The sequence below is a fragment of the Bradyrhizobium sp. USDA 4451 genome (genome assembly GCF_054822585.1).
Genome location: NZ_JBTRCH010000001.1, coordinates 4,249,740 through 4,276,141 on the forward strand (window position 1 = coordinate 4,249,740; position 26,402 = coordinate 4,276,141).

Genomic DNA, 26,402 nt, shown 5'->3' on the forward strand with positions numbered 1-26,402 from the left:
AGAGGTGAAGAGGAGACATCCTCGACCTCAGATATTCAACTCCACCGGCACATCCTCGGCCTTGACGCCGGCAAGCCCGAGGCCCTTGACGAACCATTCGCGCATCTGGCCGATGCCGCGGTTATAGTCGATCCAGACCGATAGGAAATCGCGCCAGCGCTTGTCCTGTTCGCGCCGCACCGCGGTGCCGCTCGCGATCGTCACCGAGGGCGAGGTCAGGATCTTGTAGGTGCCGAGATTCGGGTTCTTGGCGATCGCGGTCAGCCCGAGCACCAGCGCGTTGACCACGCAATCGACGCGGCCCGACGACATTTCCAGCATCACCTCGTCGCGCGACTTCAGCGACTTGATGGTGGCGTTCGGCGCGAAGCGCCGCGCCACTGCCTCGTTGGCGGAGCCGACGTCGACCGCGATCTTGACCTCGGGCTTGTTGATGTCGGCCCAGGTTTTTGCCTCCAGTCCCTTCTTCAGCATCGCGCCGAACGGATGCGGGAACACCAGATTGGTGAAATCGACCACCAGCGCACGCTGCGGCGTCGGGTTGAGCGCGAAGCCGAGATCGATCTTGTTGGCCTGCAGATCGAGGATCGAATTGCCGTAGGTCGACTCGACATATTCCAGCTTGACGTCGAGCAGTTTTGCCAGATCGTTGGCCATCTCGATTGAGAAGCCGGACCAGGTGCCGGTGGCGAGGTCCTTGTTGAAATAGGGCAGCTCGCCGGGCAGCACGGCGATCCGCAGCACCTTGTTGGCGCGGATGCGATCCAGCGTGTTGTCGGCCGGGGTCTGCGCCGAGGCCGGCGCCGCCATCGCGGCCGCGAGCGCCGCGCCGCTGCCGATCCCGAGCGCATAGCGCAGCGCGTCGCGGCGATCTTCGGAAATTTTGATGTCGTCGGATTGAGTCAAGCGGGCCTCCCTGCACCAGATCGCCGAAGCCTAGCGTCGGGTTCCGGCGCCAGCAAGGGCGCGCGCCTGCACCATTGGTAGGCTTGTCGACGAGGAGATGCCTATCCCTTCGCCTCATCTCGCGTGTGGCAGGGCGATCGCATATGCCGCTTCCGCAGGAGGCGACCCTCACCCTGACCCTCTCCCCGTAAGAACGACGTAAGAACGGGGAGATGAGAGCGTGCCTGCGGCTCGCCTCAATACCGTCCCGGCACGTACATCTCCTGCGGGATCGGGCCGCGGTGATAGTCGGGGTTGCGCACCCGCGGCGGCAGCACCACCGGTTGGTGGGTGACCGACTGGTAGGGGATCTGGCTCAGCAGATGCGAGATGCAGTTGAGCCGGGCGCGCTTCTTGTCGACGGCATCGACGATCCACCATGGCGTATCAGGCAGATGGGTGCGCTCCAGCATGGTCTCCTTGGCCTTGGTGTAGAGCTCCCAGCGGGTCCGCGCCTCGACGTCCATTGGGCTCAGCTTCCACTGCTTCAGCGGATCCTGGATCCGCATCGAGAAGCGGAACGCCTGTTCCTCATCGGTGATCGAGAACCAGTATTTCAGCAGGATGGTGCCGGAGCGGATCAGCATGCGTTCAAATTCCGGCACCGAAACGAAGAACTCCTCATACTGCTCGTCGGTGCAGAACCCCATCACCTTCTCGACGCCGGCGCGGTTGTACCAGCTGCGGTCGAACAGCACGATCTCGCCGCTGGCCGGAAGATGCGAGACGTAGCGCTGGAAGTACCATTGCGTGCGCTCGCGCTCGTTCGGCGCCGGCAGCGCCGCGATCCGGCAGACCCGCGGGTTGAGCCGCTGGGTGATGCGCTTGATAACGCCGCCCTTGCCGGCGGAATCGCGCCCCTCGAACAGCACCACGACCTTCTTCTTCTCATGCTGCACCCAGTCCTGCAGCTTCACCAGCTCGCCCTGCAACCGCAGCAATTCGCGGAAGTAGAACTTGCGGTCGATCGACGGCTTGCCGGCGGCGCCGTCGTGATCGAGCTCGTCGAGCCTCATGTCGTCGAGCTCGAGCTCGAGTTCCTCGTCGAGGCTGTCGGCCATCTCCTGATGAATGCGGGCGCGCAAGGCTTCGTCACGCAAGGCTTCGTCACGCAAGGCTTCGTTCCGCAAAGCTTCGTCTCGAGAGGCTTCGTCGGTGAGGTGAGGGGCGGTCATGAAGGTCCGTCTTTCAGTGTGCTAGATGGATCGCCGGGAGCATTGACGGGCGATGTTACCCCTCTATGACAAGGGCATGACCGCTGTTTCACGCCGCCGGGCGGATTGTGCTAACAAGCGACCACAAGATCAAAAAAGGAGACGCCGATGATTTCGCTCACGCCAAAAGACGTCCTGCCGGAGGACGGCACCGCCGGCACGCTGGTCGGACGGGTCTGGCTGCCGCAGGCCGGCGGGCCGGCCGTGGTCGCGGTACGCGGCGACGGCGTGTTCGACGTCACCGCGCGCTTTCCCACGGTGAGCGCGCTGTGCGAGGAGAGCGATCCGGCAGGTGCGTTGCGTGCGACCAAAGGCGAGCGGATCGGCGATCTCGCGGCGATCCTCGCCAACACGCCGCCCGACCGGCGCGACAAGGCGAAGCCGCATCTGCTGGCGCCGGTGGATCTGCAGGTGCTGAAGGCCGCCGGCGTCACCTTCGCGATCTCGATGCTGGAACGCGTGATCGAGGAGCGGGCGCGCGGCAACCCGTCCTCGGCGGAGGCGATCCGCAAGGAGGTGGTGCGCCTGGTCGGCGATGATCTCTCCAAGCTCAAGCCCGGCTCCGAGCAGGCGATGCGACTGAAGCAGGTGCTGATCGACCAGAATGCCTGGAGCCAGTATCTCGAGGTCGGCATCGGCCCCGACGCCGAAGTCTTCACCAAGGCGCCGACGCTGTCCTCGGTCGGTACCGGCATGGATGCCGGGCTGCATCCGAAGTCGACCTGGAACAACCCGGAGCCGGAGGTCGTGCTTGTCGTCTCCGGTGCCGGCAAGATCGTGGGTGCCGCGCTCGGCAACGACGTCAACCTGCGCGACTTCGAGGGCCGCTCGGCGCTCTTGCTGTCGAAGGCCAAGGACAACAACGCGTCGTGTGCGATCGGCCCGCTGCTCCGGCTGTTCGACGCGACCTTCTCGCTCGACGACGTCAGGCAGATGGATGTCGGCCTCACCGTGACCGGCACCGACGGCTTCGTGCTCGAGGGCCATTCCTCGATCTCAAAGATCAGCCGCGACCCGACCGACCTGGTCGCGCAGACCATCGGACTGGTGCATCAATATCCCGACGGCTTTGCGCTGTTCCTCGGCACGATGTTCGCGCCGGTCAAGGATCGCGACGCCAAGGGCGAGGGCTTCACCCACAAGCGCGACGACATCGTCACCATCGCAGCGCCGCAGCTCGGCAAGCTCGTCAACCGCATGCGCAGCAGCGACCAATGCGAGCCCTGGACCTTCGGCGTCGGCGCGCTGATGAAGAATTTGGCGCAGCGCAAGGTGCTGTGAGGACAAGCGTAGGGTGGGTTAGTTAGCCGAGGCGTAACCCACCGACTTCGTGCTGCGGGGAAGAGGGACCATCGTGAGGTGAGCACGCTCGTCAGGCTCCCTACCCCCTTGCGGGGCCAGCAAGGGGGAGGGAACCCTTCCTCCGGTGCTCGCCTCACTTGGTCATAGCTCACGTAATTTGCCGTCACGCTGCCGAGCGGCATGAAAATCGGGCAACGCAGGTATCGTCGTCGCCGCCGCGCCCGCCGTCTCGTGCTGCAACACGAAACGCAGCTTGAGGAACCGATCGTATTTCGCGTTATTATTCGCCGGTACATTGAACATTTTCACGGTGGCCCATGTTGCAGTGCCACGAAGGCGATTATTGCCCGCCTGTCCCGCATCCGCCGCGAAGCCGGCTTGGATTCATTGAGCTGCTGACCAGGTTGCGGCGAAATCCACTTGAGTGCTGGAGCGAGGACTTCTTCCGGGAGCCGATCGTCAAGCTGCGTCTGCCGTTCACCGACGCATTTGTCGTTCACGATCCGCACGCCATCAAGCACGTGCTGATGGACCGTGCGGGGAATTACCCGAAAGACACAATCCAGCGCCGCATTCTCTCGTCCGGATTGTCCGACGGCCTGCTGAGCGTCGACGGAGAGCGTTGGGAGGTGCAGCGGCGAACACTCGCCCCGATCTTCGCGCGCCGCAACGTCACCTCCTTCACGATGCGGATGCTGGTTGCCGCCAACGAACTGTCGGCGAAATGGTCCACGATGGGACCCGATGCCACGGTGGATGTTGCCGCCGAGATGACGCTGGTCACGCTGAACGTGCTCGCGCTGACGATCTTCTCGGACGGCATCGGCGATGATCTCGACGAATTCCGGATGGCGATGAATGTCTATTTCAGCGTGATCGGTCGCATCGGGGCGCTCGATCTGCTCGGTGTGCCCAAATACGTGCCGCGCCCGGGTCATCGTCGCCTGCGCGCGACGATGGCTTACTTCGAGGCCGTGATCGACAGGATCATCGACGTTCGATGCCGGGGACGTACCGTCCCTGTCGAGGGCCCGAGCGATCTGCTGGCCTTGTTGTTGCGGTCGCCGGATCCTTCGACCGGACGGCAGCTGAGCCCGCGGGAGATTCGCTCCAACGTCCTCACCTTTCTCTCCGCGGGACATGAGACGACCGCAAACACGCTCGCCTGGTCGATCTTTCTGCTGTCGCAGTCGCCTGAGTGGCGGTCGCGTGTCGCGTCGGAAGCCGAGCGCGAGCTGTCCAATCCGGCCGATGACCTCGCCGAGCGGCTGGTCGTGACGAAGGCGGTGATCGAGGAGGCGTTGCGTCTTTATCCTCCGATCGCCGCCCTTAGCCGGACGGCGCGCGAGGCGGACAGGCTGGGCGACCTGGCGGTCGGCGCGCGATCCCTGATCGTGATCGCGCCCTACGTCCTGCATCGGCATCACAGGCTCTGGCGCCGCCCCGATGCATTCGACCCCTCGCGCTTCCTGGGGGAGGCGCGCGGCGCAATTCCGCGGTTCGCCTATCTGCCTTTCGGGGTCGGGCCGCGAACCTGCATCGGCGCGTCGTTCGCCCTGCAGGAGGCGGCCATCGTGCTCGCGGTCCTGATCCGCGATTTCGAGATGAGGGTGCTGCCGAACGCCGACGTGCAGCCGCTCCAGCGCATCACATTGCGTCCGGCGCATGGACTGCCGATGGCGATCAGCCGAAGGTCCGCGGCGTAGCGCTTGTTGCGCAAGATATTTCCATTCGAGTCCGTCAGCGCGATCCCTGCGCCGCGCGACTGCGGCGGCAGCGCGCTGCGCGATGATGTGCTAGTGTTCGCTGCTGCCGCCTTCGTTGTCGAACATGTTCAGAAACCTGGGCGGCAGATCAATCGCATGCCGCAACTTGTGCGCGCGCAGATGCGCGAAATCCGGAGCGACCGCTTGTCGCGCCGTTGTGTGAACCAGTTCATCCTCGTCCGCGCCGATCCGTTTCAGCATAGTGGCTCGACGCGAACAGAAGGAGTCGCGGACATGAACGAGCAGCCATCAAATGGAATGCCCGATTGGCTCACGACGGACATGCTGGTGATCGCCGTCGCACTGGCGATCATCGTGATGGGAATCTGGATCGCGCCGTAGCGGCCGCAGGCGCGCGGCAATGACGCGGCTTACAGGCCGATCATGCGGAAGATCATGCCTCCGATATTCGGACCATGATGGTGGTGGCGGCGATGACGGCCTCGCGGAGCTTCGTCATTGCTTGCGGCCATCGCGGTGCCGCCGCCGTTCCGCTCGGGGCCAATCGCGTCGAACGCGGCCTTCTGCTCGTCGCTGAGCGCGCTGTAGAAGGTATCCAGCGCAGGACGCACCGTGCCGATCGCCTGCAGCATGGCATCGAGCCGGGCTGCGACCGCCGCAAGGCGCGCCGGCGGCGTGCGGGCGTCGGTGGGCGGGCAGGATGATTTCAAGGTGTCCTCGGCCTTTGTCGCCGCATCCCGCAAGGCCTCGAGGTTCGCCCGCTGTGCGTCGGTCGGCTTGACGTCGCGGTCGATGATGTCGCCGGGCCACGCAATGGCGGCAGGCTGCGCCGTGTTGCAGGTGGCATTGTCCGAGGTCGCCTCACGCTGACCGCGGTGCTGATCCGCCACCAGTGCCGTCACCTTGGCTTTCTGATCGTCGCTGAGCAGCCCGTAGAACTTCTCCAGCGCCGGCTGCAGGATCCCGACCGCATCGCGCATCGCCTGGAGCCGCTGCTGCATCGCGGAGAGCCGGCTCGGCGCGGTCAGCGGCACGTCCTTGGGACAGGAATTGAGAATGGTCTCGGACGCCCTCTGCGAGGCGCTGGCGAGTTCGTCGAGTGCCGCGCTCTGCTCCGCATTGGGCTGGATGGCGCTGCGGAATTGCTCGATCGGGAAGCCCGCGATGTCGGTTCGATCGCTGCCGCACATGTCGGCGAGAGTCGTTGCCTGACTGCTGCGCGATCGACCCGTGGCCGGCGGCCGGGGACCGGCATAGCCGGGCAGGTAGTAGGCATAGCCGCTCAACGCATCGTAGTCGTAGGGACCGAACAGACCGGCATAGAGATCGCCGTAGCCGTAATCCCAGAAGTACGGGTCGTAGCCCCAGCCCCACCAGGTGTAGTCGTAGAGATCGTAATAGGCGTAGGGCCAGAACACCGGGCCGACCCAGCCATAACCGCCATTCGGATGGCGCCACCAACCATCGCCATTGCGATAGCCCAGGGCGGCTCCAGCGGCGGCGGTCGTGATGGCGGCGCGCGTCATCGGGTTGCGCAGGCCGCCGGGTCTGCCCATCGCGGCTCGGATCTGGCGAGAGGCCAGCGAGCGCCCCACGACGTTCGCATTGTGCCGCATCGCGGCGGGCGAGGCGGCAGCACGGCCGGCGGCTACCCCCGGCGCGGAGCGTGCCGTGCGCGCGGCAGGACGGAATTGGGAATGGCGTGCGGCTGAACCGCCGCCGAGCCTCGCTCCGGCTCTTGCGGCCGGACGAATGGTATGAAAGCCGCCGCCGCGATGAAAACCACCGCCAGCGTGGGCGGCACCGCCGCCATGAAACCCGCCGCCATGAAACCCGCCACCGTGGAAGCCGCCTCCGCCGCCATGAAATCCACCACCACCATGGCCGCCGCCACCGTGACCTCCACCACCATGGCCGCCGCCACCGCGCGCGGCGTCCGCGCTCCCTGCCAACAGCGCAGTCGATGCCGCGATTGCCAGGATCGCGGCGAGTGCCAACACGGTGTGTCGGCCGCGAGCAGGCCTCAGCATGGGTCGTTACCCTCCGGATACTCAGTGATGCCCGACATCAACATCGCACGCCGCCGCCGGGTTCCGGCGGGGGCGTGGATCGCGACGGATTTAATTGGCGAGGCGGGCCTTCAAGGCGGTCGGCACCCGGTCGTCTCGCGTCACAGGTTGCTGAATTTTGCACGCCGGCCGACGCTTACGATGACGGTTGTGGCGCTTGCCCGGTCATTCCCTGCTGGCCTAACAGCCAGACCGCGGGACTCTCGGTCTCGCCGAGCATCGTGCCCAACACGTCCGCGCCGTTTGTCGCGCGATCTAGGCTGCGGACGGTCGCGCGATGCACCACACGGCGAAACGCAACGGTCGGCGTCGTCTCGCGTTCGTCCTTGCTCGTGACCCAAGTCTTCAGCTTGTGGTCGATATAGGCAATGATGCCGTCCCTGAGCGCCTGGAAGTCGAGCCCATTGGCCTTCATCACGGCCGATGCATCGGCGTCATCGAGCAACGCAAGTAGGAGATGCTCCAGCGTCGCGAATTCATGCTGCCGCTCTCGGGCATATGCGATCGCTCGATCGAGCGTCGCCGCCAACTCGTGGGTAAATCCGGAGGGCCAGACCACATTCGCGCCCGGCCTTGAGGCCGTTTCCGACTTTTGGCCGGAAACGCCGCGCCGGATCGCGGCAGCAAGGGTGTTCCAGTCGGGAAGACCGAACATCTCGGCGGTCAATTCGAGAATCTGACCGATGGTGATCTTGAGACCTTTGGTGGCGAGAGCGGCACGAAGCGTGTGTGCCATGGCTTTTGAATCGCGAAAGTCGCGCATGTCCTGTCCTTTGCGTCGAAACGGAAATGCCAGGCCTTGCATTGCTGACCCGTTTGTCCGGGCAAAGGGATGTGGACGTCGTCGCGATACGTTCACCATTCCCCGACTGGGGCGCAAGCGGCAGGTCGTATCGAACCCGCTGAAAAAATGGTCCGCTGGACCGGGATCGGGTGCGGTCAGCGGAGAGCCTGACAGAATGCCGATCACTGAGTTGCCCGACGGCGCAAGCCCCTTGTGAAAAAATATTTCGCTTTATCCGAAGGGCAACTCAGTGTATGGTCTGTGCGTCTCACCCGATCGAGGGGCGCTTCGCGGTCGTCACGAACGCGGGTCGAGATGCGGTGGACGCCGAATGCGCAGTTGACGAATGCGCATGAGGCGGACGGCGAAATCGTGCAGGCCTGACGCCCTAGCGGCAGGTGTCTCTTCGCGTTGCGCGACGCGCGTTGCGAAGACGGTGACAACAAAGCCAAGTCTCGCCGGGGAGAGCACGTATAAGCCGTAGCCCATCGCGCAGGGAAAGCCGGGTTGTTTCCGGTTACACCTGTGGTCCTACCCCCGAGCTTTCTACCCATTTGCTCGGGGCCCATGGGTGCGATCGGCACCCGGCTTTCCCTGCGCCCTCTGATCGAGAGAGGGCGGAACGACAAGCAAAGCTCGGACAGATCATGTCGCGAGAACGCGCAGTTGCATCCTTATCCTCACCTGTCATCGCCCGGCTCGATGTCCAGTCCAAACAATGCGCGGTTGATGACACCGATGTTGGATATCTTGAATCGAGAACCATCCTCATCGTCGTCCTGGCCTGCCAGGACGACGCCGTGGTGTCGGCACCGTTCGCGTGATCAACCAACACTCACACCGGCAACGCCGTCGAATACTTCACCTGGCTGAGCGCAAAGCTCGACTCGATCGAGGCGATGCCATCGAGGCGGGTCAGCTTGTTCTTCAGGAATGCCTCATAGGAGGAGAGGTCGGCAGCGACGACGCGCAGCAGGTAATCGCGGTTGCCGGTCATCAGGTAGCATTCGAGCACCTCGTCCCATTTCGAGATCGCGCGCGCGAAGCGGTTGAGATCTTCCTCCTTCTGCCGCGCCAGCTTGATCGAGATGAAGACCGAGACATGCAGCCCGATCGATTTCTGGTCGACGGTCGCGATGTAGCGCGAGATCACACCGCGCTGCTCGAGCAGCTTGACCCGGCGGTGACATGGCGACACCGACAGCCCGACCTTGTCGGCGAGCTCCTGCATGGTCATGCGGCTGTCGGTCTGGAGCAGACTCAGGATCTTGCGGTCGATGGCGTCGAGGGCAGGCATTGGGATGAACTCGGTGGTTGCGGCAGGATCGTGGGAATTTATCCCAATTTTTTCTGTGCTGTCGCGTGGAATTGAGATTTTCGGCGGCGCAGCCGGCAGTAACATCGGGAATATCGCTCGGAGCCCTGCCATGGGAATTGCGCCTGAACGCCTCGACATGCTCACAGCCCTGGCCCGCAAGGTGCTGTGGCTGTCGTCGTGGACCATCCATCACGCCAATCATGTCAGGCCAAATGCCGATGGGCTGAAGGTCGGCGGCCACCAGGCCTCGTCGGCCTCGCTCGCCAACATCATGTCGGCGCTGTACTTCTCGGTGCTGCGGCCGCAGGACCGCGTCGCGGTGAAGCCGCATGCGAGCCCGGTGTTTCACGCCATCCAGTATCTGTTCGGTCACCAGACCCGCGACAAGCTGGAGAATTTCCGCGGCTACAAGGGCGCGCAGTCCTATCCCTCACGCACCAAGGACGCCGACGACGTCGACTTCTCCACCGGCTCGGTCGGCCTCGGCGTGGCGCAGACGCTGTTCGCCTCGCTGGTGCAGGACTACGTCAAGGCGCATGGCTGGATGAACGACCGGCCCGAGGGCCGCATGATCGCGCTGGTCGGCGATGCCGAGATGGACGAGGGCAATATCTTCGAGGCGCTGCTGGAAGGCTGGAAGCACGGCCTGCGCAACACCTGGTGGGTGGTCGACTACAACAGGCAGTCGCTCGACGCCGTGGTGCGCGAGGGACTGTGGGCCAAGTTCGAGACCATGTTCCGCAATTTCGGCTGGGACGTGGTGATCGTGAAATACGGCAAGCTGATGCTGGAAGCGTTTGCCGAGCCCGGCGGCGAGGCATTGCGGCGCTGGATCGACAATTGCCCGAACCAGATGTACGCGGCGCTGTGCTTCCAGGGCGGTGCGGCGTTCCGCAAGCATCTGCGCGACGACATCGGCGACCAGGGCGACGTCTCGGCGCTGATCGATCGCCGCAGCGACGACGAGTTGCTGGCGCTGATGTCGAATCTCGGCGGCCACGACATGGCAAGCATGATCGAGGCGTTCGAGGCTGTTGATCACGACCGTCCGGTCTGTTTCATCGCCTACACCATCAAGGGCGTCGGGCTGCCGATGCAGGGCCACAAGGACAACCACGCCGGCCTGATGACGGTGGCGCAGATGGAGAAGTGGCGCACCGCGCAGAACATTCGCGCCGGCCATGAATGGGACAAGTTCGAGGGCCTGTCGCAGCAGCCTGCGAAGCTCGAGGCGTTCCTGGCCGAAGCGCCGTTCAACCGCGAGGGACGCCGCCGGCTCTCGGCGCCGGAAATCGCGGTGCCGGAGCGGCTGGCGTTCAAGGCCTCCGCGCAGATGTCGACGCAACAGGGCTTTGGTCTCGTGCTGCATGAACTCGCGCGCGGCGACAGCGAGCTTGCCTCGCGCATCGTCACCGTGTCGCCCGACGTCACCGTGTCGACCAATCTCGGTGCCTGGGTCAACCGCCGCGGCCTGTTCGCCAGGGCGGAGAACCACGATCTGTTCCGGCAGGAGAAGATCCCGTCGGCCTACACCTGGGAATATTCACCGAAAGGCCAGCACCTCGAGCTCGGCATCGCCGAGATGAATCTGTTCATCATGCTGTCGGCGCTCGGCCTGTCGCAGCAGATCAACGGCGCGCGGCTGCTGCCGGTCGGCACGCTGTACGATCCCTTCATCGAGCGCGGCCTCGATGCGCTGAACTATGCCTGCTACCAGGACGCCCGCTTCATGGTGGCGGCGACGCCGTCGGGCATCTCGCTGGCGCCGGAAGGCGGCGCGCACCAGTCGATCAAGACGCCGCTGATCGGCATGGGACAGGACGGGCTCGCCTCGTTCGATCCGGCCTTCGTCGATGAACTTGCCGTGATCATGGGCTGGGGCTTTGGCCACATGCAGCGCGAGGGCGCCGAGGGTGGTTCGGTTTACTTGCGGCTGTCGACCCGGACGCTGGAACAGCCGCAACGGATCATGACGCCGGAGCTGCAGCGCGACATCACCGATGGCGCCTATTGGATGCGCAAGCCCGGCCCGAACTGCGACGTCGTGATCGCCTATACCGGCACCGTCGCGCCGGAGGCGATCGAGGCGGTCGGCCTGATCGGCGAGAGCCACCGCGATGTCGGTCTCCTGGCGGTAACCTCGGCCGACCGGCTCTATGCCGGTTGGTCCGCGGCGCGGAATTTGCGCCGCGACCGCCGTGGCGCGCAGCATTTGAGTCGTATCGAGCGCATGCTGGCGCCGCTCGGCCGCGACTGCGGCATTGTGACCGTAATCGACGCCCATCCGGCTTCGCTCGGCTGGCTCGGCAGCGTGCGCGGCCACCGCCTCGAGGCGCTCGGCGTCGAGCATTTCGGCCAGACCGGCACCATCGGCGACCTCTACCGCCACTACGGCATCGACGCCAATGCCATCATCGACGCGGCGGAGAGCGTCTCGGCCGGCGCCCCGGTGCGGCATCGCAAGATGGCGGTGTAGCCGCATCGTGGTCCCGGCCCCGTGCGCAATTGCGCACAAGGCCGGGACGACGGATGTAATCTTGCCACCGGCGCGGCAGCGACATTATATGCCGTTCGCGTGCACGAGCCGCGCCCCGCATATGGCGGGTTCAATTCGCCCTGCTTTCGTGCAAGGATGCCTGCCGAACGCTTTCCGTTCCCCTTATCCATACGCCCCCTACAAGAGGTTTCCGATGGTCAATCGCATGCAATTCTACATCGACGGCGCCTGGGTCGATCCCGTCGTCAAGGGCAAGTCCACCCCGGTCGTCAATCCGGCGACTGAAGAGGCGATGTATGAAGTTGCGCTCGGCTCCAAGGCCGATGTCGACAAGGCAGTCGCCGCCGCCAAGCGCGCCTTCGAGACCTATTCCCAGACCAGCCGCGAGGAACGCATCGCGCTGCTCACCAAGATCGTTGAGGTCTACAAAGGCCGCATGAAGGAGATCGGCGCCGCGGTTTCCGACGAGATGGGCGCGCCGCTGCCGATGGCCGAGAAGCTGCAGGCCGGCGCCGGCCTCGGCCACCTCATGAACACCCTCGAAGTGCTCAAGAAGTACGAGTTCGAGGAGACCATGGGCACCGCCGTAATCGTGCGCGAGCCGGTCGGCGTGGTCGGCATGATCACCCCCTGGAACTGGCCGCTCAACCAGATCGCCTGCAAGGTCGCGCCCGCGCTCGCCGCCGGCTGCACCATGATCCTGAAGCCGTCGGAGTTCACCCCGACCTCGGCGCTGATCTTCGCGGAAATCCTCCATGAAGCTGGCGTGCCGAAGGGCGTGTTCAACTTGCTCAACGGCCTCGGCCCGGAGGTGGGTGCCGCGATGAGCGAGCACCCGGACATCGACATGATCTCGTTCACCGGCTCGACCCGCGCCGGCGTCGACGTCGCCAAGCGTGCGGCGCCGACCGTCAAGCGCGTCAGCCAGGAGCTCGGCGGCAAGTCGCCGAACGTGATCCTCGAGGGCGCCGATCTCGCCAAGGCGGTGACCGGCGGCGTGATGCACATGTTCAACAACTCGGGCCAATCCTGCAACGCGCCGTCGCGCATGATCGTGCCGCTTTCCAAGATGAAGGAAGTGGCCGCGATCGCGAAGGGCGTCGCCGACAAGACCAAGGCCGGCGATCCGCGTGCCGACGGCACCACGATCGGCCCGGTGGTCAACCGCGGCCAGTGGGACAAGATTCAGGCGCTGATCCAGAAGGGCATCGACGAGGGCGCAACGCTCGTCGCCGGTGGTCCGGGCCTGCCCGAGGGCGTCAACAAGGGCTTCTATGTCCGTCCGACCATCTTCGCCGACGTCACCAACGACATGACGATCGCCCGCGAGGAGATCTTCGGACCGGTGCTGACGATCCTCGGCGCCAAGGACGAGGCTGAGGCGGTGAAGATCGCCAACGACACGCCCTATGGTCTCGCCGGTTACGTCTCCGCCGACACCGTGGAAACCGCGCGCCGCGTCGGCCGCCAGATCCGCGCCGGCAACGTCAACCTGCAGGGCGTGCCGAACGAGCGCACCGCGCCGTTCGGCGGCTACAAGCAGTCCGGCAACGGCCGCGAGTGGGGCCGTTACGGTCTGGAAGAATATCTCGAGGCCAAGGCGGTCGCCGGCTACAACGCCGCGTAAGCCGGAGCTGCGAGAGACACGATTTCGGCGCCGGGGCGAATCACCGCTCCGGCGTCAGGCGTTTTGGGATAGCTGCATCTTCAACGTCGTCCCGGCCTTCGCCGGGACGACGTTGAAGTCTAACCGCCGGGCGCGCCCTGGGTGTTGACGTAGAGCGCGTAGATCGACTGGCTCGCCGCCATGAACAGGCGGTTGCGCTTGACGCCGCCGAAGCAGAGGTTGGCGCAGCGCTCCGGCAGCGCGATGCGGCCGATCATGACGCCGTCGGGCGCGAACACGACGACGCCATCGAGCTCGGGATCGCCCATTCCCCAGCCGCACCACAGATTGCCGTCGATGTCGCAGCGCATGCCGTCCGGCGTGCCGGGACCGGCATCGATGAACACGCGCTTGTTGGAGATCGTCGTGCCGTCGGCGGCGACGTCATAGGCGAGGATCTTGCGGTTCGGCTCGCCGCGGGATTCCACGACGTAAAGGATCTTCTCGTCCGGCGAGAAGCACAGCCCGTTCGGGCCGAGCACGCCCTCGGCGACGATGGTGGCCTTGCCGGTTTCGGGATCGAGCCGGTAGACGTTCGGCGCGATCTCCGGATCGGCCTTGTAGCCCTCGTAATTGCCGAGCAGGCCGAAGGTCGGATCGGTGAACCAGATCGAACCGTCGGATTTCACCACGACGTCGTTCGGCGAGTTCAACCGCTTGCCGCCGAAGCTATCGATCAGCACGGTAATCGATCCGTCATATTCGGTGCGGACCACGCGGCGGCCGCCATGCTCGCAGGTGATCAGCCGGCCCTGGCGGTCGCGGGTGTTGCCGTTGGCGAAGTTCGACGGCTTGCGGAAGATGCTGACCGCGCCGGTCTCTTCCTCCCATTTCAGGATGCGCTGGTTCGGGATGTCGCTGCACAGGAGATAGCGGCCATCGCCGAACCACACCGGGCCTTCGGCCCAGCGCAGGCCGGTGGCGATCCGCTCGACGGCGGAGAGTTTCAGCCAGTATTTCTCGAAGCGCGGATCGAGCGCGTGGATCGCGGGATCGGGATAGCAGGTCGCGGGACGCCAGCCGGCGGAATGAACATCGGACATTTGCTGTTCTCGTTGTTGTGTTTCGATGGTGTTTCCTTGAGCGCATGGTTTGCTATCATTGTCGGCCTGCGACCGCAATTCGATCGCAGCAATCAGGACAGACGAGGGACGGCATGCCACGCATATTGATGACCGGCGCATCGGGCGGAATCGGAACGAGCCTGCGCAAGATGCTGCCGTCGATCTATCCGGATCTCCTGCTGAGCGACATCAAGCCGCCCTCCGATCTCGGCGCACACGAAAAATTCAAGGCCGCCGATCTCGCCGATCTGGCGCAGGTCGAGGCGGTCTGCGAGGGCGTCGACGGCATCCTGCATTTCGGCGGCTATTCGGTGGAGGGCGCGTGGGACGCGATCCTGCAAGCCAACATCATCGGCGGCTACAATCTGTTCGAGGCGGCGCGCAAGCAGGGCGTCAAGCGCGTGATCTTCGCCTCGTCCAATCACGCCGTCGGGTTCTATCCGCGGCATCATCGCATCGGCACCGACGTCACCGCGCGGCCGGACAGCCGTTACGGCGTCAGCAAGGTGTTCGGCGAAGGCATCGGCGCGCTCTATGCCGACAAGCACGGCATCAAGGTGACCTGCATCCGGATCGGCAATTTCGGCGACGCGCCGCTCGATCACCGCAGACTGTCGATCTGGCTCAAGCCGGAAGATCTGGTGCAGCTCTGCCGCATCGGGCTCGAGCATCCCGATATCCATTTCGAGGTGCTGTACGGCGCCTCCTACAATGAGCGCTCATGGTGGGACAATCACCGCGCCTATGATCTCGGCTATCGCCCGACCGGGCGGGCTGAGGATTTTCGCGAACACGCAATGGCCGAGCAGGCCAAGCTGCCGCCGGATCCGGTCGGCGATTACTACCAGGGCGGCGCGTTCTGCAGCATGGAGTTCGACGGCGACCGGACGAGGGTGATCGACTGGAAGACGTGATCAATCCTCGCATTGCGGCAGCTGCTTGACCGCCTCGGTGTGCTCGCGCTGCGGCTCAGTCGCGCTTTTCCCGGACGTCGCCTTGGGTGCGCTTCCGGGCCCGTCATAGACTTGCGAAAAGTGGTTGAGCGGGAAGCTGAGGCTGATTGTCCGTCCGGTCAGGTTCTTGGCTTCCACCGCGATCGCCTGCGCGTGCTTGAGCCGTTCGATCAGTTCGCCATTGGCCTCCAGCGTGCCGCCGCAGCCGAGCGTGTAGCAGTGCGTCCTCGCGATCTGCATCGGCTCGTCCTGGTCGATCCGCAGGCTGATCGTGCCCTCCAGCATGGTCCGCGTGCCGACATTGGCGGTGAGCAGGGCGCGCGTGCTGCTCTGCGGCGAGATGCTGATGGTGCCGCCTGACGGTGCGCACTTGCCGCGCGCGGCGGCCGCGACGAAGCAACTCGCCTCGGTGAGGCAGGTCTTGCTCCATGGCTCATAGGTCAGCTCGGTGGCGCGCGGATCGGCCGCCTCGGCAATGCCGCCAAGCGCAAGCTGCGCCGCGAACGATCCCACCAACAAAGCCACATGACGCATCGCCGTCTCCTTTACGAGGAGGCCGCGTATCGCGCTATTGCGGCTTTTTGTCGTTGGAGATGCGGACGAGATAATCCGCCTTGCTGTACTGCATGTGATCGACGCAGAGCTGTGCCAGCGCCCAGCTGTCGCGGCCTTTCAAGAGCTCGATCATCAACTCATGCTGGCGGCGCGACAGTGCGAGGCCTTCGCTGTCGGCGAGGTTTTTGGCGCGCATCGGCAGCGTCAGGTTCATGTAGTCCTGCAACGAACGGACCAGATACGGATTGCCGCAGGCCGAGAACAGCGCGAGATGGAACGCGTCGTTGGTCTCGTGGATGCCGCGCATGTCCTGCGCGTCGGCCCTGAGGCAGTACTGCCGTTGCAGCTCGCTCAACCGGTCGATCAGGCCGTCGGGCGCGGGCAGGGCGATCATCAGCGCGGCTTGGCGCGTCAGCATCTCGCGCACCTCGTAGATCTGCCGTACTTCCTTGGCCGAATAGAACCGCACCGTGGCGCCGACATTCTTTTCGCGCAGCACGATGCCCTGGCGCTCGAGCTGGAACAGGGCCTGACGGACGAAATGCCGGCTCGCGCCGTAGCGCTGCATCAGCGTATCCTCAACCAGCCGCAGGCCGGGCGCGAAGCGGCCGAAGATGATGTCCTCCTCCAGCCGGCGGATCACCTCCGCCTGTTCCTCCTCGCGCGAGGGGGCCTGGAGTTCGGACAAGGTGGGTTCGGCTTTCATATGCGCTCGGCTTCGGATCGGTGCCGGAGGTCAGCATGGCGCTCCGGTTATTGTCAATAATGCGGGCGATTTTGCCGCAGACCAGCCGTGCTCTGTCGCCGGATTATCTCATATTGACAATAATTCCCGCCGCTCCTTAAGTGCGGCCGGATAACCATGGGACGAGAAGAAAATGGCCGACGGACTTCGCAAGGGACTGACCAGCTATGGTGACGCCGGCTTCTCGCTGTTCCTGCGCAAGGCCTTCATCAAGGCGATGGGCTATTCCGACGATGCGCTCAATCGCCCGATCGTCGGCATCACCAACACCTACAGCGACTACAATCCCTGCCACGGCAACGTGCCGCAGATCATCGAAGCGGTGAAGCGCGGCGTCATGCTGTCGGGCGCGATGCCGTTCGTATTCCCGACCATCTCGATCGCCGAGAGCTTTGCGCATCCGACCTCGATGTATCTGCGCAATCTGATGGCGATGGATACCGAGGAGATGATCCGCGCCCAGCCGATGGATGCGGTGATCGTGATCGGCGGTTGCGACAAGACCCTGCCGGCGCAGATCATGGCGGCGATCAGCGCCGATCTGCCGACGGTGGTGATTCCGGTCGGCCCGATGGTGGTCGGCCATCACAAGGGCGAGGTGCTCGGCGCCTGCACCGATTGCCGCCGGCTGTGGGGCAAGTATCGCGCCGGCGAGATCGACGACAACGAGATCGAGGCGGTGAACGGACGTCTTGCGCCTTCCGTAGGCACCTGCATGGTGATGGGCACGGCGTCCACAATGGCCTGCATCACCGAGGCGCTCGGCTTGTCGCTGCCGATGAGCGCGACGATCCCGGCACCGCATGCCGAACGCTTCCGCTCCGCCGAAGCGAGCGGCCGCGTCGCCGCCGAGATGGCGAAGACCAAGGGACCGAAGCCGAGCGAGATCCTGACGCCGGCGTCATTCCGCAACGCCCAGGTCGTGATGCAGGCGATCGGCGGCTCGACCAACGGGCTGATCCACCTCACTGCCATCGCCAATCGCTCGCCGCACAAGATCGACCTCGCGGCATTCGACAGGCTCGGCCGCGAAGTGCCCGTCCTGGTCGATCTCAAGCCGTCGGGCGAGCACTACATGGAGCACTTCCATCATGCCGGAGGCGTGCCGAAGCTGATGGCGCAACTCGGCGACCTCATCGACTTGGACGCCAAGACCATCACCGGTCAGACCTTGCGCGAGATCGTCGCCAACGCCGAAGACGTGCCGGGACAGGACGCGATCCGCTCCAAGGCCAACCCGATCAAGTCCGAAGGCGCGATGGCGATCCTGCACGGCAATCTCGCGCCGCGCGGCGCCGTCATCAAGCAGTCGGCGGCGAGCGAGAGGCTGCTGCAGCACACCGGCCGCGCCGTGGTGTTCGAATCGGTCGAGGATATGACGCTGCGGGTCGACGATCCCGCGCTCGACGTGACCGCCGACGACGTGCTGGTGCTGCGCAACGCCGGGCCGAAGGGCGCGCCGGGCATGCCCGAAGCGGGATATCTGCCGATCCCAAAGAAGCTCGCGCGCGCTGGCGTCAAGGACATGGTCCGCATCTCCGATGCGCGGATGAGCGGCACCGCGTTCGGCACCATCGTGTTGCACATCACGCCGGAGTCCGCCGTCGGCGGTCCGCTCGCGCTGGTTCGGAACGGCGACATGATCCGGCTCGATGTCGCCAAGCGGAGCATCGATCTCCTGGTCGATGAGGCCGAGTTGCAGAAGCGTCGCGCAGCGCTCGCGCCGGCCGGTACGCCTGATTGGGCCAGGCGCGGCTATGCGCATCTCTTCAACGAGACCATCCTGCAGGCCGACGAGGGCTGCGATTTCGACTTCATGCGCGCCAAGGGGAAGTAGCACGCGAAAATTCGGCGCAGCAGCCGAATTGTCGATAATTTCAGCAATGCGGCGCTCATTCTCGCCTACGACGAGCTGGTTACCTCTGTTTTATTGACAATCCCGCGCCGCAGGTGGGATGATCCTGTCAATCAAAAACAGGGGGAACGTCGCGATGGGCTATATGGCCAAAATCGTCGGGATCGTCATGGCCGCAGCGGCGCTGCTGCTGCCCGCGCGTGCCGGCGCGCAGGAGGTCAAGCATTTCCGCTTCGCCTACGACCAGCCGCGCAACACCGGCTATTCGGTCGCCGGCGATCTGTTCGCCGACAAGCTCAAGGAGTTGAGCAAGGGCACGTTGATCGTCGATCAATATCCCGGCGCGCAGCTCGGCCAGGAGCCGCAGCTGCTGCAACTCGTGAAATCAGGCGATATCGAGTTCGCGATCATTTCCTCCGCCAACACCGCGACGATCTCGCCGCAGGCCGGCGTGATGTCGCTGCATTTCCTGTTCCGCAACGACGCCCATGTGATCAAGGCACTGGCCGACCCGCAGGTGTTCGACGCGATCAGGACCATGATCGACGAAACCACGCAGGGCCTGCACGTGATCGGCACCGGCTCGCAGGGCGTGCGCCACATCTACAGCAAGCGGGAAATCCACAACGTCGGCGACCTCAAGGGATTGAAGGTCCGGGTGCAGGCGACTGCGACCGAGGACACCATGTTTCCGGCCTACGGCGCGCAGACCGTGCACATGCCGTTCGGCAGTGTCTACACCTCGTTGCAAACCGGCGTGGTCGACGCCGCCGAGAACAGCATCAACGTCTATCTCGTCAACAAGCACTATGAGGTGGCGCCGGTGCTCTCGATCACCGAGCACGAGGCCAACAATGCGCTGCTGTTCGTCTCCGACAAGCTCTGGCAGAGCCTCTCCGCCGAGCAGAAGCAGTGGGTGCAGGCGGCCGCCAACGAGGTCAGCGCCAAGGAGCCGCAGAAGGCGTTCGAGCTCGAGCGGAGCGCGCTGACCAAGCTGAAATCGTTCGGCGTCAAGGTGGTCGAGGACGTCGACAAGAAGAGTTTTACCGCGATCGCCGATCCCTATCTCGACAAGCTCGCCAAGGATCTCGGTCCGCATGCGGAGAAGATCAAGAATTTGATCCGCGCGATCAACTAGCCCCTCCATGCGTCGTCCCGGAGAAGGCCGGGACCCATACGCCGCGGCCTATCGGTTGAAGCACTGGCCGCCGTTTTTATCAAAACAACACGCGCCGGGTGTTACGGGTCCCGGCCCCCCGTGCGCAATTGCGCACTAGGCCGGGACGACGAGGAATTTCGAGCATGGCCATCGCCGACAAACTGGTGCTGCAACGGCAGCGGCATCTGAAATGGCGGGCGCTCGACCGGCTCGAGCTGGTCCTGATGATGCTGTGCGGCCTGTTGTGCTTCGGCTTCTCGCTGTCGGTGACTGCCGACATCGTCACCCGGACCATCGGCCATCCCTGGCTATGGCTGCAGGAGGTGACCTCGACGCTGTTCATCTATGCGATCTTCATCGGTGCCGCGGTCGCGACGCGGCGCAACGATCATCTCTATCTCACCGCGATTTCGGAGGCGATGCATGGCAGGTCGCGGACATTCGTCGAGATTATCATTCGTCTGGTCGTGCTGGGCGTCGCCTTCTGCCTGGTCTGGTATGGCTACCAGAACTACCTGCGCGGCTTCGGCAGCTTCCGCCTGCCGTCGGGCACGCCGATCGCCTCGCTCTATGCGGTGATCCCGCTGTCCGGCATCCTGATCGGGCTGTTCACGATCGAGCAGCTCGTCAACGGCATTCGCAACGGCTTTGATCATCCGGAGCCGCCGGATGACGACCTTGCGATCCCGGCGATCAATACCGGCGCAGCGACGGGAGCGCAGCCGTGAGCGCACCGGTCGTGCTTGCGCTGATGTCGTTCTGCTTCCTGTTCTTCGGCTATCTCGGCGTGCCGGTGCCGTTCTCGCTGATGGCCGGCGTGTTCGTCGGTGCGATGCTGTCCGACGTGTCGCTGGCCGCGATCATCCAGAAGATCTTCGACGGCGTCGATTCCGAAGCACTGCTTGCGATTCCGTTCTTCCTCCTGGTCGGCGAGCTCATGAGCTCGGCAAACGTCGTGGTCCGCATCGCCAACCTCTCGGTTTCGCTGGTCGGGCATATCAGGGGCGGGCTGTCGCAGGTCGTCGTTGTGTTCAGCATGTTCTTTTCGGAAATGTCGGGCTCGACCACCGCCGACGTCGCCGTCATGAGCCGGGCGCTCGGCGGCCCGATGCGGCGTGAGGGTTACGAGCCGGCCTTCATCGCCGCGATCATCGCCTCGGCCTCGACCATCGCGGCGCTGGTGCCGCCGAGCATCACGGCCGTGGTCTATGGCGCGGTCGGCAATGTCTCGATCGCCGGCCTGTTCATGGCCGGCGTCGTCCCCGGACTGATGATCGGCTTCGGGCTGATGATCTATTGCTACTTTTTCGGCCCCTCAGGCCTGCGCAAGCCGCGCGCGCCGCTGCGCCAGATCGCGTTCGCAGCCGGCGACGCAGCGCTGCCGCTGATGATCCCGGTGATCCTGCTCGGCGGCATCCTGACCGGCTGGTTCACGCCGACCGAGGCCGGCGTGGTCGCGGTGGCCTACATCATCATCGTGGTGATCCCGGCGCTGAACCGCGGGCACCTGAAGAAGATCCCGTACGATTTCTGCCTTGCCGGTCTCATTTTTTCGCTGCCGCTGATCACGATCGGCGCGGCGAACGCGTTCGGGTGGATGCTCGCCTATCTGCGCGGCGCGATCTACATCGCCGACTGGATCACCTCGATCGCCGGCAACGATCCGCATCTCATCATGCTCTTGATGGTGCTGCTGTTCACCGTGGTCGGCGACTTCATCGAGCCGGTGCCGACCATCATCATCTTCATGCCGCTGGTCAATGCGCTGACTCAGGCCGGCGACATCAACGGCGTCCACATGGGCGTGGTGCTGATCGCGACGCTGGCGTTCGGCCTGATCACGCCGCCCTACGGGCTGGTGCTGCTGATGGCCTCGAAATTCGTCGGCATCAGTTTTGCGAAGGCACTGCGGGCGGCGCTGCCGATCTATGTCGTGTTCCTGGTCACGATCTGCTTCACGATCTATTTCCCGAAGGTCGTGCTGTGGCTGCCCAAGCAGGTGATCCCGGAATCCGTCGGCTGCTTCAAGGCCCCCGGCGGCACCGGTTACATCTGCCCGAACTAGCCCTACCGGGGAGGACCTTCATGGGGAGGAGCTCGCATCGCTCCATCCACGTCATTGCGAGCCACCCGGTCGGCGCGAAGCGCCGCCGGATGACAGGCTCCGCGAAGCAATCCATCGCCCCGCAAGCGGAGAAATGGATCGCTTCGTCGCTATCGCTCCTCGCAATGACGGCAGTGCGAGGTGGCACCGGATGACAGGCAACAGCGGCTGTCACGCAGTCGTACCTATTGTTGCTACTTCGACTTGCTGGTGAACTTCTTCACCGCGACGCGGAAATCGTCGGTATGCATGGTCGTGATGATCTTGTGCTCCTCGGCATCGAGCTGCTGTTTGGTCGGCGTGGTGGCAGCCTGATAGACCAGTGATTTGGTGGCCGCGATCGCGGCGGGCGGATTCTTGGCCAGGCGCTCGGCGAGCTGCCGGGTGGCGGCCTTCAGCTCGGTCGCCGGCACGGTCTTGACCACCAGCCCCCATTCATAGGCCTGCTGCGCGGTGAAGCCGTCTTCCGCGAGGAAAATTTGCAGCGCGCGGCGGGTACCGACAGTGCCGACGATGCCGACCGTGCTGCCGCCGTCCGGCGACACGCCGATCTTGGCGTAGGCGGGCGTGAAGCGGGCGTCGTCCGCGGCGATGCACAGGTCGGTGACGAAGGCGAGGCCCATGCCGGCGCCGGCCGCCGAACCATGCACGCTGGACAGCACGATCTTCGGCATCCGTCGGACCGTCTCGATGAAAGCGTGGTAGTGATGCAGCATCTCGCCGACCACGGGCGTGACATTGTTGGCCTCAGTCGCGGCGCCAATGGTTTGCAGATCGCCGCCGGCACAGAAGGCGCGGCCTTCGCCCTCGATGACCAGCACGCGGACGTCCTTGTTGGCCTCGACCTCGGCGCTCAGTTGCTTGAGCTTTTTGGCGATCGTCAGGTCGATCGCATTGAACGCGGCCGGCCGGTTCAGCGTGATGGTGGCGATGGCGCCATCGATGCGGAGCAGAGCGGGGTCGTTGGCGGAGGCGGGTGCTGGCATTTTGAAGACCTTGGGCTTGTCATTTCCGGACATTTAAGGCCTTGCCGGGAGCTGTGGCAATCCGGCCCGGCGCCGCGGCGGACCCAGAATCGCCGGGGACCCCCCTTGCATCGACGCGGTCCATGAGGCCAAATAGCCCGCGCCTTCGGTACGCAGACACGAGCGCTGTGGGGACGGGGCGAGCAAGCTAACATCGACAAGAGGAAACGGCATGGGTCACTCCTGCTCGCGCGTATTTGGGTTGTTCCGATGACAGGCTCGGTCATCATCGTCGGCGCCGGACATGCCGGCTTCCAGCTCGCGGCCTCGCTGCGCCAGGCTGGCTTCACCGAGCGCATCGCCTTGCTCAACGACGAAGGTCATTTGCCGTATCAGCGGCCGCCGCTGTCGAAGGCCTATCTGAAGGGCACCGGCGGGCCCGAGACCCTGATGTTCCGGCCCGAGAATTTCTACCACGACAACAAGATCGAGCTGATCACCGATCGTGCCCACGCCATCGATCGCAACGCCCGGAAGGTCGCGCTCGCCTCCGGCACCTCGCTCGACTACGGCCATCTGGTATTTGCGACCGGCGCGCGGAACCGGCTGCTCGATATTCCCAACGCCAGGCTCGACGCCGTTCGCTATTTGCGCATTCTTGACGAGAGCCAGGCGCTGCGCGATTTGATCGCGCCCGGCATGCGCGTCGTGGTGATCGGCGCCGGCTTCATCGGGCTCGAATTCGCGGCCACCGCGCGGGCCAAGGGGCTCGAGGTCGACGTGGTCGAGCTGGCGTCGCGCGTGATGGCGCGGGCGGTGACTGCGGAGATTTCCGAGTTCTCGCAGTCGCGCCACGCCGCGGCCGGCATCCGGATTCATCTCGGCGTTCAGGTTACCGCGATCGAGGCCGATGGTACCAAGGTCACCGGCGTCAGCCTGAGCAACGGCACGCATATCCCGGCCGATCTCGTCGTGGTCGGCGTCGGCGTGCTGCCGAATGTCGAGCTCGCAGCAGAAGCCGGTCTGCCGGTCGCATCCGGGATCATCGTCGACGAGCATCTTCTGACCGCCGATCCGAATGTTTCCGCGATCGGCGATTGCGCGCTCTACACCAGCAAGCGGTTCGGCGGATCGCTGCGGCTGGAGTCGGTGCAGAACGCGACCGACCATGCGCGCTGCGTGGCGGCGCGGCTGACCGGCAAGACCGAGGTCTATGACGGCCTGCCGTGGTTCTGGAGCGACCAGGGCCCCGACAAGCTGCAGATGGCGGGCCTCACCACCGGCTACGACCGCGTCGTGGTGCGCGGCGACCGCGCGCAGGGCGCGTTCTCGGCGTTCTGCTATCGCGGCGACCAGCTGCTCGGCATCGAGTCGGTCAATCGCGCCGGCGATCACATGTTCGGCCGCCGGCTGCTCGGCGCCGGCGGCTCGATCACGCCGGAGCAGGCGGCGGATGCGAGCTTCGATTTGAAGAGTGCGCTGAGCTGAGTGCGTAGGGTGGGCAAAGCGATAGCGTGCCCACCATCACGATCAGTCCGCTCGATGGTGGGCACGGCGCAAACGCGCCTTTGCCCACCCTCCGTTTCTACGCATCGAGAGCGGCTTTGACCTCCGCCGCCGTCGGCATCGACGGCGCGGCGCCCATCCGTTGCACGCAAATCGAGGCGGCGGCGTTGGCGTAGCCCAGCGCGTCGCCGAGCGGCTTGCCGTTGGCGAGCTGCGAGGCGAGGGCGCCGACGAAGCAGTCGCCGGCGCCTGTGGTGTCGACGGCCTTGACCTCGCGTCCCGGCACCAGCAGTGGCTGGCCCTCGACCAGCGCCAGCACGCCGCGCCTGCCGAGCGTGACGCAGACTGTCTTGCCTTGCCCCAACTGTCGGGCCGCCTCCGAGATGCGCTCCGGCGTGTCGCTGTCTCGCAGCTCCGTTCCGGCGAGGGCGCCGAGCTCGGTCTCGTTGAGAACAAGGATGTCGACCAGATCGAGCAGTGTCCCGTTGGCCTGCTTTGCCGGCGCCGGATTGAGGATCGTGGTGGCTCCGGCGGCGCGGGCACGGCGGAAGAACGCGGTGATCGCCGGCAGCGGAATCTCGAACTGGCTGACCGCGACGTCGCCCTTCATCAGGGCGGGCACCGCGACATCACGAGCGTCGACAAGCCCATTGGCGCCCGGCACGACCACGATCGTATTGTCGGCATTGGCAATGGTGATGATCGCGGTGCCGGAATGCGCACCAGCCGTGGTCTTGACGAGGCTGAGATCGACGCCTTGCGCGACGAGGAACGCTCTCAGCTCCTTGCCGAACGCATCGCTGCCGAGCCTGCCGATGAGTGTGGTCGCTACGCCGAGTTTTGCCGATGCCACGGCCTGGTTGGCGCCCTTGCCGCCGGGAAAATAGAGCACGGCCTCGCCGGCCACGGTTTCGCCGACCCGCGGATGGCGCTCGGCGGTCGCCACGACGTCCATATTGATGCTGCCGGCGACGAAAACGTGCCGCATGGCCCTAGCCTCGATCCGCCCGGTCAGGCCTCGGCACGAAACTCCTGCTTGACGGCCGCGATATCGGCGAGCGTCGGCAGGCCGGCCTCATTGCCGAGCTTCTGGATCTTGTAGGTCGACGCCGCGCGCGCGAACTTGAAATGCTCATGCCAGCCTTTGCTCGGATTCGAGAGGTAAGAGTAGATGTAGGCGCCGTGGAAGACGTCGCCCGCGCCGTTGGTGTCGATCACGCGCTCGCGCGGGATCGGAAACGCCGGCAGGGTGCGCACCACGCCCGCCTCGTCATACCAGAGCAGGCCGCGCTCGCCCATGGTGATACCGCCGACCTTGCAGCCGCGGCTCTTGAGATAGTCGAGCATCTGCTCCGGCGTCTTGTCCATCTGCTCGCACAGCCGCTCGGCGACGATCGCGATGTCGATGTAGGCGAGCAGCTCGTGGGTGTTGGTGCGCAGGCCGCCGCCGTCCAGCGAGGTCAGGATGCCGTCCTCGCGGCAGAGCTTTGCGTAGTGGATCGCGGCGTCCGGCTGGTGGCCATCGATATGCAGCGCCCGGCAGCCCTTGATGTTCAAGAGCGGAAAGGGATGGATGTGCTGGTCGTCGCGGCAGCGGACGATGGCGCGCTTGCCGTCATGGGGCATGATGAAGGACAGCGAGGAGGAGTTGACCTTGCGGGGGTGGAACGAGATACCGTAGCGGTCGGCCATGTCCCAGAACATCCGTCCCAGCCAGTCATTGGCCATGGTGGCGATCAGGTCCGGCTGGATGCCGAGCTTGGCGCAGCAGAACGCCGCGGTCACGGCGTTGCCGCCGAACGATACCGCATAGGCGTCGGCGACGTGCTTCTCGTCGCCAACCGGCATGTGATCGGTGATGAAGGTGACGTCGATATAGGTCTGTCCGATGAAGAGAGCCTGCATTCGTTGTCCGTCGTCGCTTGGTGTGGTCCCGGCCGGCAACCAGACTAGAGCATTTTCGGTTCTGATTGA

25 protein-coding genes are annotated in these 26,402 nt (G+C 64.8%); 12 read left to right on the forward strand and 13 right to left on the reverse strand.

Annotated elements, in window-relative coordinates; all coding sequences use genetic code 11:
* Window positions 1–27: 27 nt before the first annotated feature.
* Window positions 28–906 (reverse strand): transporter substrate-binding domain-containing protein, encoded by an 879-nt coding sequence (locus ACVMB0_RS19590; protein ID WP_456756040.1) that lies wholly within the window; start codon window positions 904–906, stop codon window positions 28–30.
* 236 nt (window positions 907–1,142) lie between these two features.
* Window positions 1,143–2,006 carry a polyphosphate kinase 2 gene (ppk2, locus tag ACVMB0_RS19595; RefSeq protein WP_461349687.1) on the reverse strand — a complete coding sequence of 288 codons (864 nt, stop codon included), beginning with the start codon at window positions 2,004–2,006 and terminating at the stop codon, window positions 1,143–1,145.
* Window positions 2,007–2,267: 261 nt separating this feature from the next.
* On the opposite strand from ppk2, the gene ACVMB0_RS19600 reads away from it, so the two are divergent.
* Window positions 2,268–3,440, forward strand: coding sequence for a fumarylacetoacetate hydrolase family protein (locus ACVMB0_RS19600; protein ID WP_461347340.1), 1,173 nt, complete (start codon window positions 2,268–2,270; stop codon window positions 3,438–3,440).
* A 162-nt stretch (window positions 3,441–3,602) separates the two neighbouring features.
* On the opposite strand, the gene ACVMB0_RS19605 is transcribed toward ACVMB0_RS19600, so the two are convergent.
* Window positions 3,603–3,770 (reverse strand): hypothetical protein, encoded by a 168-nt coding sequence (locus ACVMB0_RS19605; protein WP_461347341.1) that lies wholly within the window; start codon window positions 3,768–3,770, stop codon window positions 3,603–3,605.
* A gap of 8 nt (window positions 3,771–3,778) precedes the next feature.
* Between ACVMB0_RS19605 and ACVMB0_RS19610 the strand changes: the two genes are divergently transcribed.
* Complete coding sequence (locus ACVMB0_RS19610; RefSeq protein WP_461347342.1) at window positions 3,779–5,167, forward strand: cytochrome P450; 1,389 nt, start codon at window positions 3,779–3,781, stop codon at window positions 5,165–5,167.
* Window positions 5,168–5,173: 6 nt separating this feature from the next.
* Window positions 5,174–5,569, forward strand: a complete 396-nt coding sequence (locus tag ACVMB0_RS19615; RefSeq protein WP_461347343.1) for a hypothetical protein — start codon at window positions 5,174–5,176, stop codon at window positions 5,567–5,569.
* Between the two features lie 29 nt (window positions 5,570–5,598).
* Here ACVMB0_RS19615 and ACVMB0_RS19620 read toward each other — a convergent pair whose 3' ends face one another.
* The 3 genes from ACVMB0_RS19620 to ACVMB0_RS19630 form a co-directional block, all read right to left on the reverse strand.
* A complete protein-coding gene (locus ACVMB0_RS19620) occupies window positions 5,599–6,744 on the reverse strand; it encodes a Spy/CpxP family protein refolding chaperone (protein ID WP_461347344.1) in 1,146 nt (381 codons plus the stop codon).
* Window positions 6,745–6,836: 92 nt separating this feature from the next.
* Window positions 6,837–7,100, reverse strand: a complete 264-nt coding sequence (locus ACVMB0_RS19625) for a hypothetical protein (protein ID WP_461347345.1) — start codon at window positions 7,098–7,100, stop codon at window positions 6,837–6,839.
* Window positions 7,101–7,393: 293 nt separating this feature from the next.
* Complete coding sequence (locus ACVMB0_RS19630) at window positions 7,394–8,020, reverse strand: Clp protease N-terminal domain-containing protein (RefSeq protein WP_461347346.1); 627 nt, start codon at window positions 8,018–8,020, stop codon at window positions 7,394–7,396.
* A 668-nt stretch (window positions 8,021–8,688) separates the two neighbouring features.
* Between ACVMB0_RS19630 and ACVMB0_RS19635 the strand changes: the two genes are divergently transcribed.
* Window positions 8,689–8,865, forward strand: coding sequence for a hypothetical protein (locus ACVMB0_RS19635; protein ID WP_461347347.1), 177 nt, complete (start codon window positions 8,689–8,691; stop codon window positions 8,863–8,865).
* A gap of 11 nt (window positions 8,866–8,876) precedes the next feature.
* Here the strand turns inward: ACVMB0_RS19635 and ACVMB0_RS19640 are convergent, their stop codons facing one another.
* A complete protein-coding gene (locus ACVMB0_RS19640) occupies window positions 8,877–9,338 on the reverse strand; it encodes an Lrp/AsnC family transcriptional regulator (protein WP_029078130.1) in 462 nt (153 codons plus the stop codon).
* Between the two features lie 130 nt (window positions 9,339–9,468).
* Here ACVMB0_RS19640 and ACVMB0_RS19645 point away from each other — a divergent pair, with 130 nt between their 5' ends.
* Both ACVMB0_RS19645 and ACVMB0_RS19650 read left to right on the forward strand, forming a co-directional pair.
* Complete coding sequence (locus ACVMB0_RS19645) at window positions 9,469–11,835, forward strand: transketolase (protein ID WP_461347348.1); 2,367 nt, start codon at window positions 9,469–9,471, stop codon at window positions 11,833–11,835.
* A gap of 214 nt (window positions 11,836–12,049) precedes the next feature.
* Window positions 12,050–13,483: an aldehyde dehydrogenase family protein gene (locus ACVMB0_RS19650; protein WP_456756026.1), complete on the forward strand. Its 1,434-nt coding sequence runs from the start codon at window positions 12,050–12,052 to the stop codon at window positions 13,481–13,483.
* A gap of 119 nt (window positions 13,484–13,602) precedes the next feature.
* Here ACVMB0_RS19650 and ACVMB0_RS19655 read toward each other — a convergent pair whose 3' ends face one another.
* Window positions 13,603–14,565, reverse strand: coding sequence for an SMP-30/gluconolactonase/LRE family protein (locus ACVMB0_RS19655; RefSeq protein WP_456798469.1), 963 nt, complete (start codon window positions 14,563–14,565; stop codon window positions 13,603–13,605).
* 113 nt (window positions 14,566–14,678) lie between these two features.
* Between ACVMB0_RS19655 and ACVMB0_RS19660 the strand changes: the two genes are divergently transcribed.
* A complete protein-coding gene (locus ACVMB0_RS19660) occupies window positions 14,679–15,500 on the forward strand; it encodes an NAD-dependent epimerase/dehydratase family protein (protein ID WP_461347349.1) in 822 nt (273 codons plus the stop codon).
* On the opposite strand, the gene ACVMB0_RS19665 is transcribed toward ACVMB0_RS19660, so the two are convergent.
* Both ACVMB0_RS19665 and ACVMB0_RS19670 read right to left on the reverse strand, forming a co-directional pair.
* On the reverse strand, window positions 15,501–16,073 hold the full coding sequence (locus tag ACVMB0_RS19665; protein WP_461347350.1) for an invasion associated locus B family protein: 573 nt from the start codon (window positions 16,071–16,073) through the stop codon (window positions 15,501–15,503).
* 34 nt (window positions 16,074–16,107) lie between these two features.
* On the reverse strand, window positions 16,108–16,800 hold the full coding sequence (locus ACVMB0_RS19670) for a GntR family transcriptional regulator (RefSeq protein ID WP_461347351.1): 693 nt from the start codon (window positions 16,798–16,800) through the stop codon (window positions 16,108–16,110).
* A 172-nt stretch (window positions 16,801–16,972) separates the two neighbouring features.
* Here ACVMB0_RS19670 and ACVMB0_RS19675 point away from each other — a divergent pair, with 172 nt between their 5' ends.
* The 4 genes from ACVMB0_RS19675 (at window position 16,973) to ACVMB0_RS19690 (ending at window position 21,918) form a co-directional block, all read left to right on the forward strand.
* On the forward strand, window positions 16,973–18,676 hold the full coding sequence (locus ACVMB0_RS19675) for an IlvD/Edd family dehydratase (RefSeq protein WP_461347352.1): 1,704 nt from the start codon (window positions 16,973–16,975) through the stop codon (window positions 18,674–18,676).
* Window positions 18,677–18,839: 163 nt separating this feature from the next.
* Window positions 18,840–19,832: a TRAP transporter substrate-binding protein gene (locus ACVMB0_RS19680; protein WP_461347353.1), complete on the forward strand. Its 993-nt coding sequence runs from the start codon at window positions 18,840–18,842 to the stop codon at window positions 19,830–19,832.
* A 164-nt stretch (window positions 19,833–19,996) separates the two neighbouring features.
* The gene (locus tag ACVMB0_RS19685) at window positions 19,997–20,581 is read left to right on the forward strand and encodes a TRAP transporter small permease (protein WP_461347354.1); all 585 of its coding nucleotides are present in this window, start codon (window positions 19,997–19,999) and stop codon (window positions 20,579–20,581) included.
* Window positions 20,578–21,918: a TRAP transporter large permease gene (locus tag ACVMB0_RS19690; RefSeq protein ID WP_461347355.1), complete on the forward strand. Its 1,341-nt coding sequence runs from the start codon at window positions 20,578–20,580 to the stop codon at window positions 21,916–21,918. Before ACVMB0_RS19685 ends, ACVMB0_RS19690 begins: the two co-directional genes overlap by 4 nt.
* A gap of 233 nt (window positions 21,919–22,151) precedes the next feature.
* Here ACVMB0_RS19690 and ACVMB0_RS19695 read toward each other — a convergent pair whose 3' ends face one another.
* Entirely contained in the window at window positions 22,152–22,943 is a 792-nt protein-coding gene (locus ACVMB0_RS19695) for an enoyl-CoA hydratase/isomerase family protein (RefSeq protein WP_461347356.1), read from the reverse strand.
* Between the two features lie 249 nt (window positions 22,944–23,192).
* Here ACVMB0_RS19695 and ACVMB0_RS19700 point away from each other — a divergent pair, with 249 nt between their 5' ends.
* A complete protein-coding gene (locus ACVMB0_RS19700; RefSeq protein ID WP_461347357.1) occupies window positions 23,193–24,410 on the forward strand; it encodes an NAD(P)/FAD-dependent oxidoreductase in 1,218 nt (405 codons plus the stop codon).
* Window positions 24,411–24,507: 97 nt separating this feature from the next.
* On the opposite strand, the gene ACVMB0_RS19705 is transcribed toward ACVMB0_RS19700, so the two are convergent.
* Window positions 24,508–25,416 (reverse strand): ribokinase, encoded by a 909-nt coding sequence (locus tag ACVMB0_RS19705; protein WP_461347358.1) that lies wholly within the window; start codon window positions 25,414–25,416, stop codon window positions 24,508–24,510.
* Window positions 25,417–25,439: 23 nt separating this feature from the next.
* Window positions 25,440–26,333, reverse strand: coding sequence for a sugar kinase (locus ACVMB0_RS19710; RefSeq protein WP_456756014.1), 894 nt, complete (start codon window positions 26,331–26,333; stop codon window positions 25,440–25,442).
* Window positions 26,334–26,402: the final 69 nt, after the last annotated feature.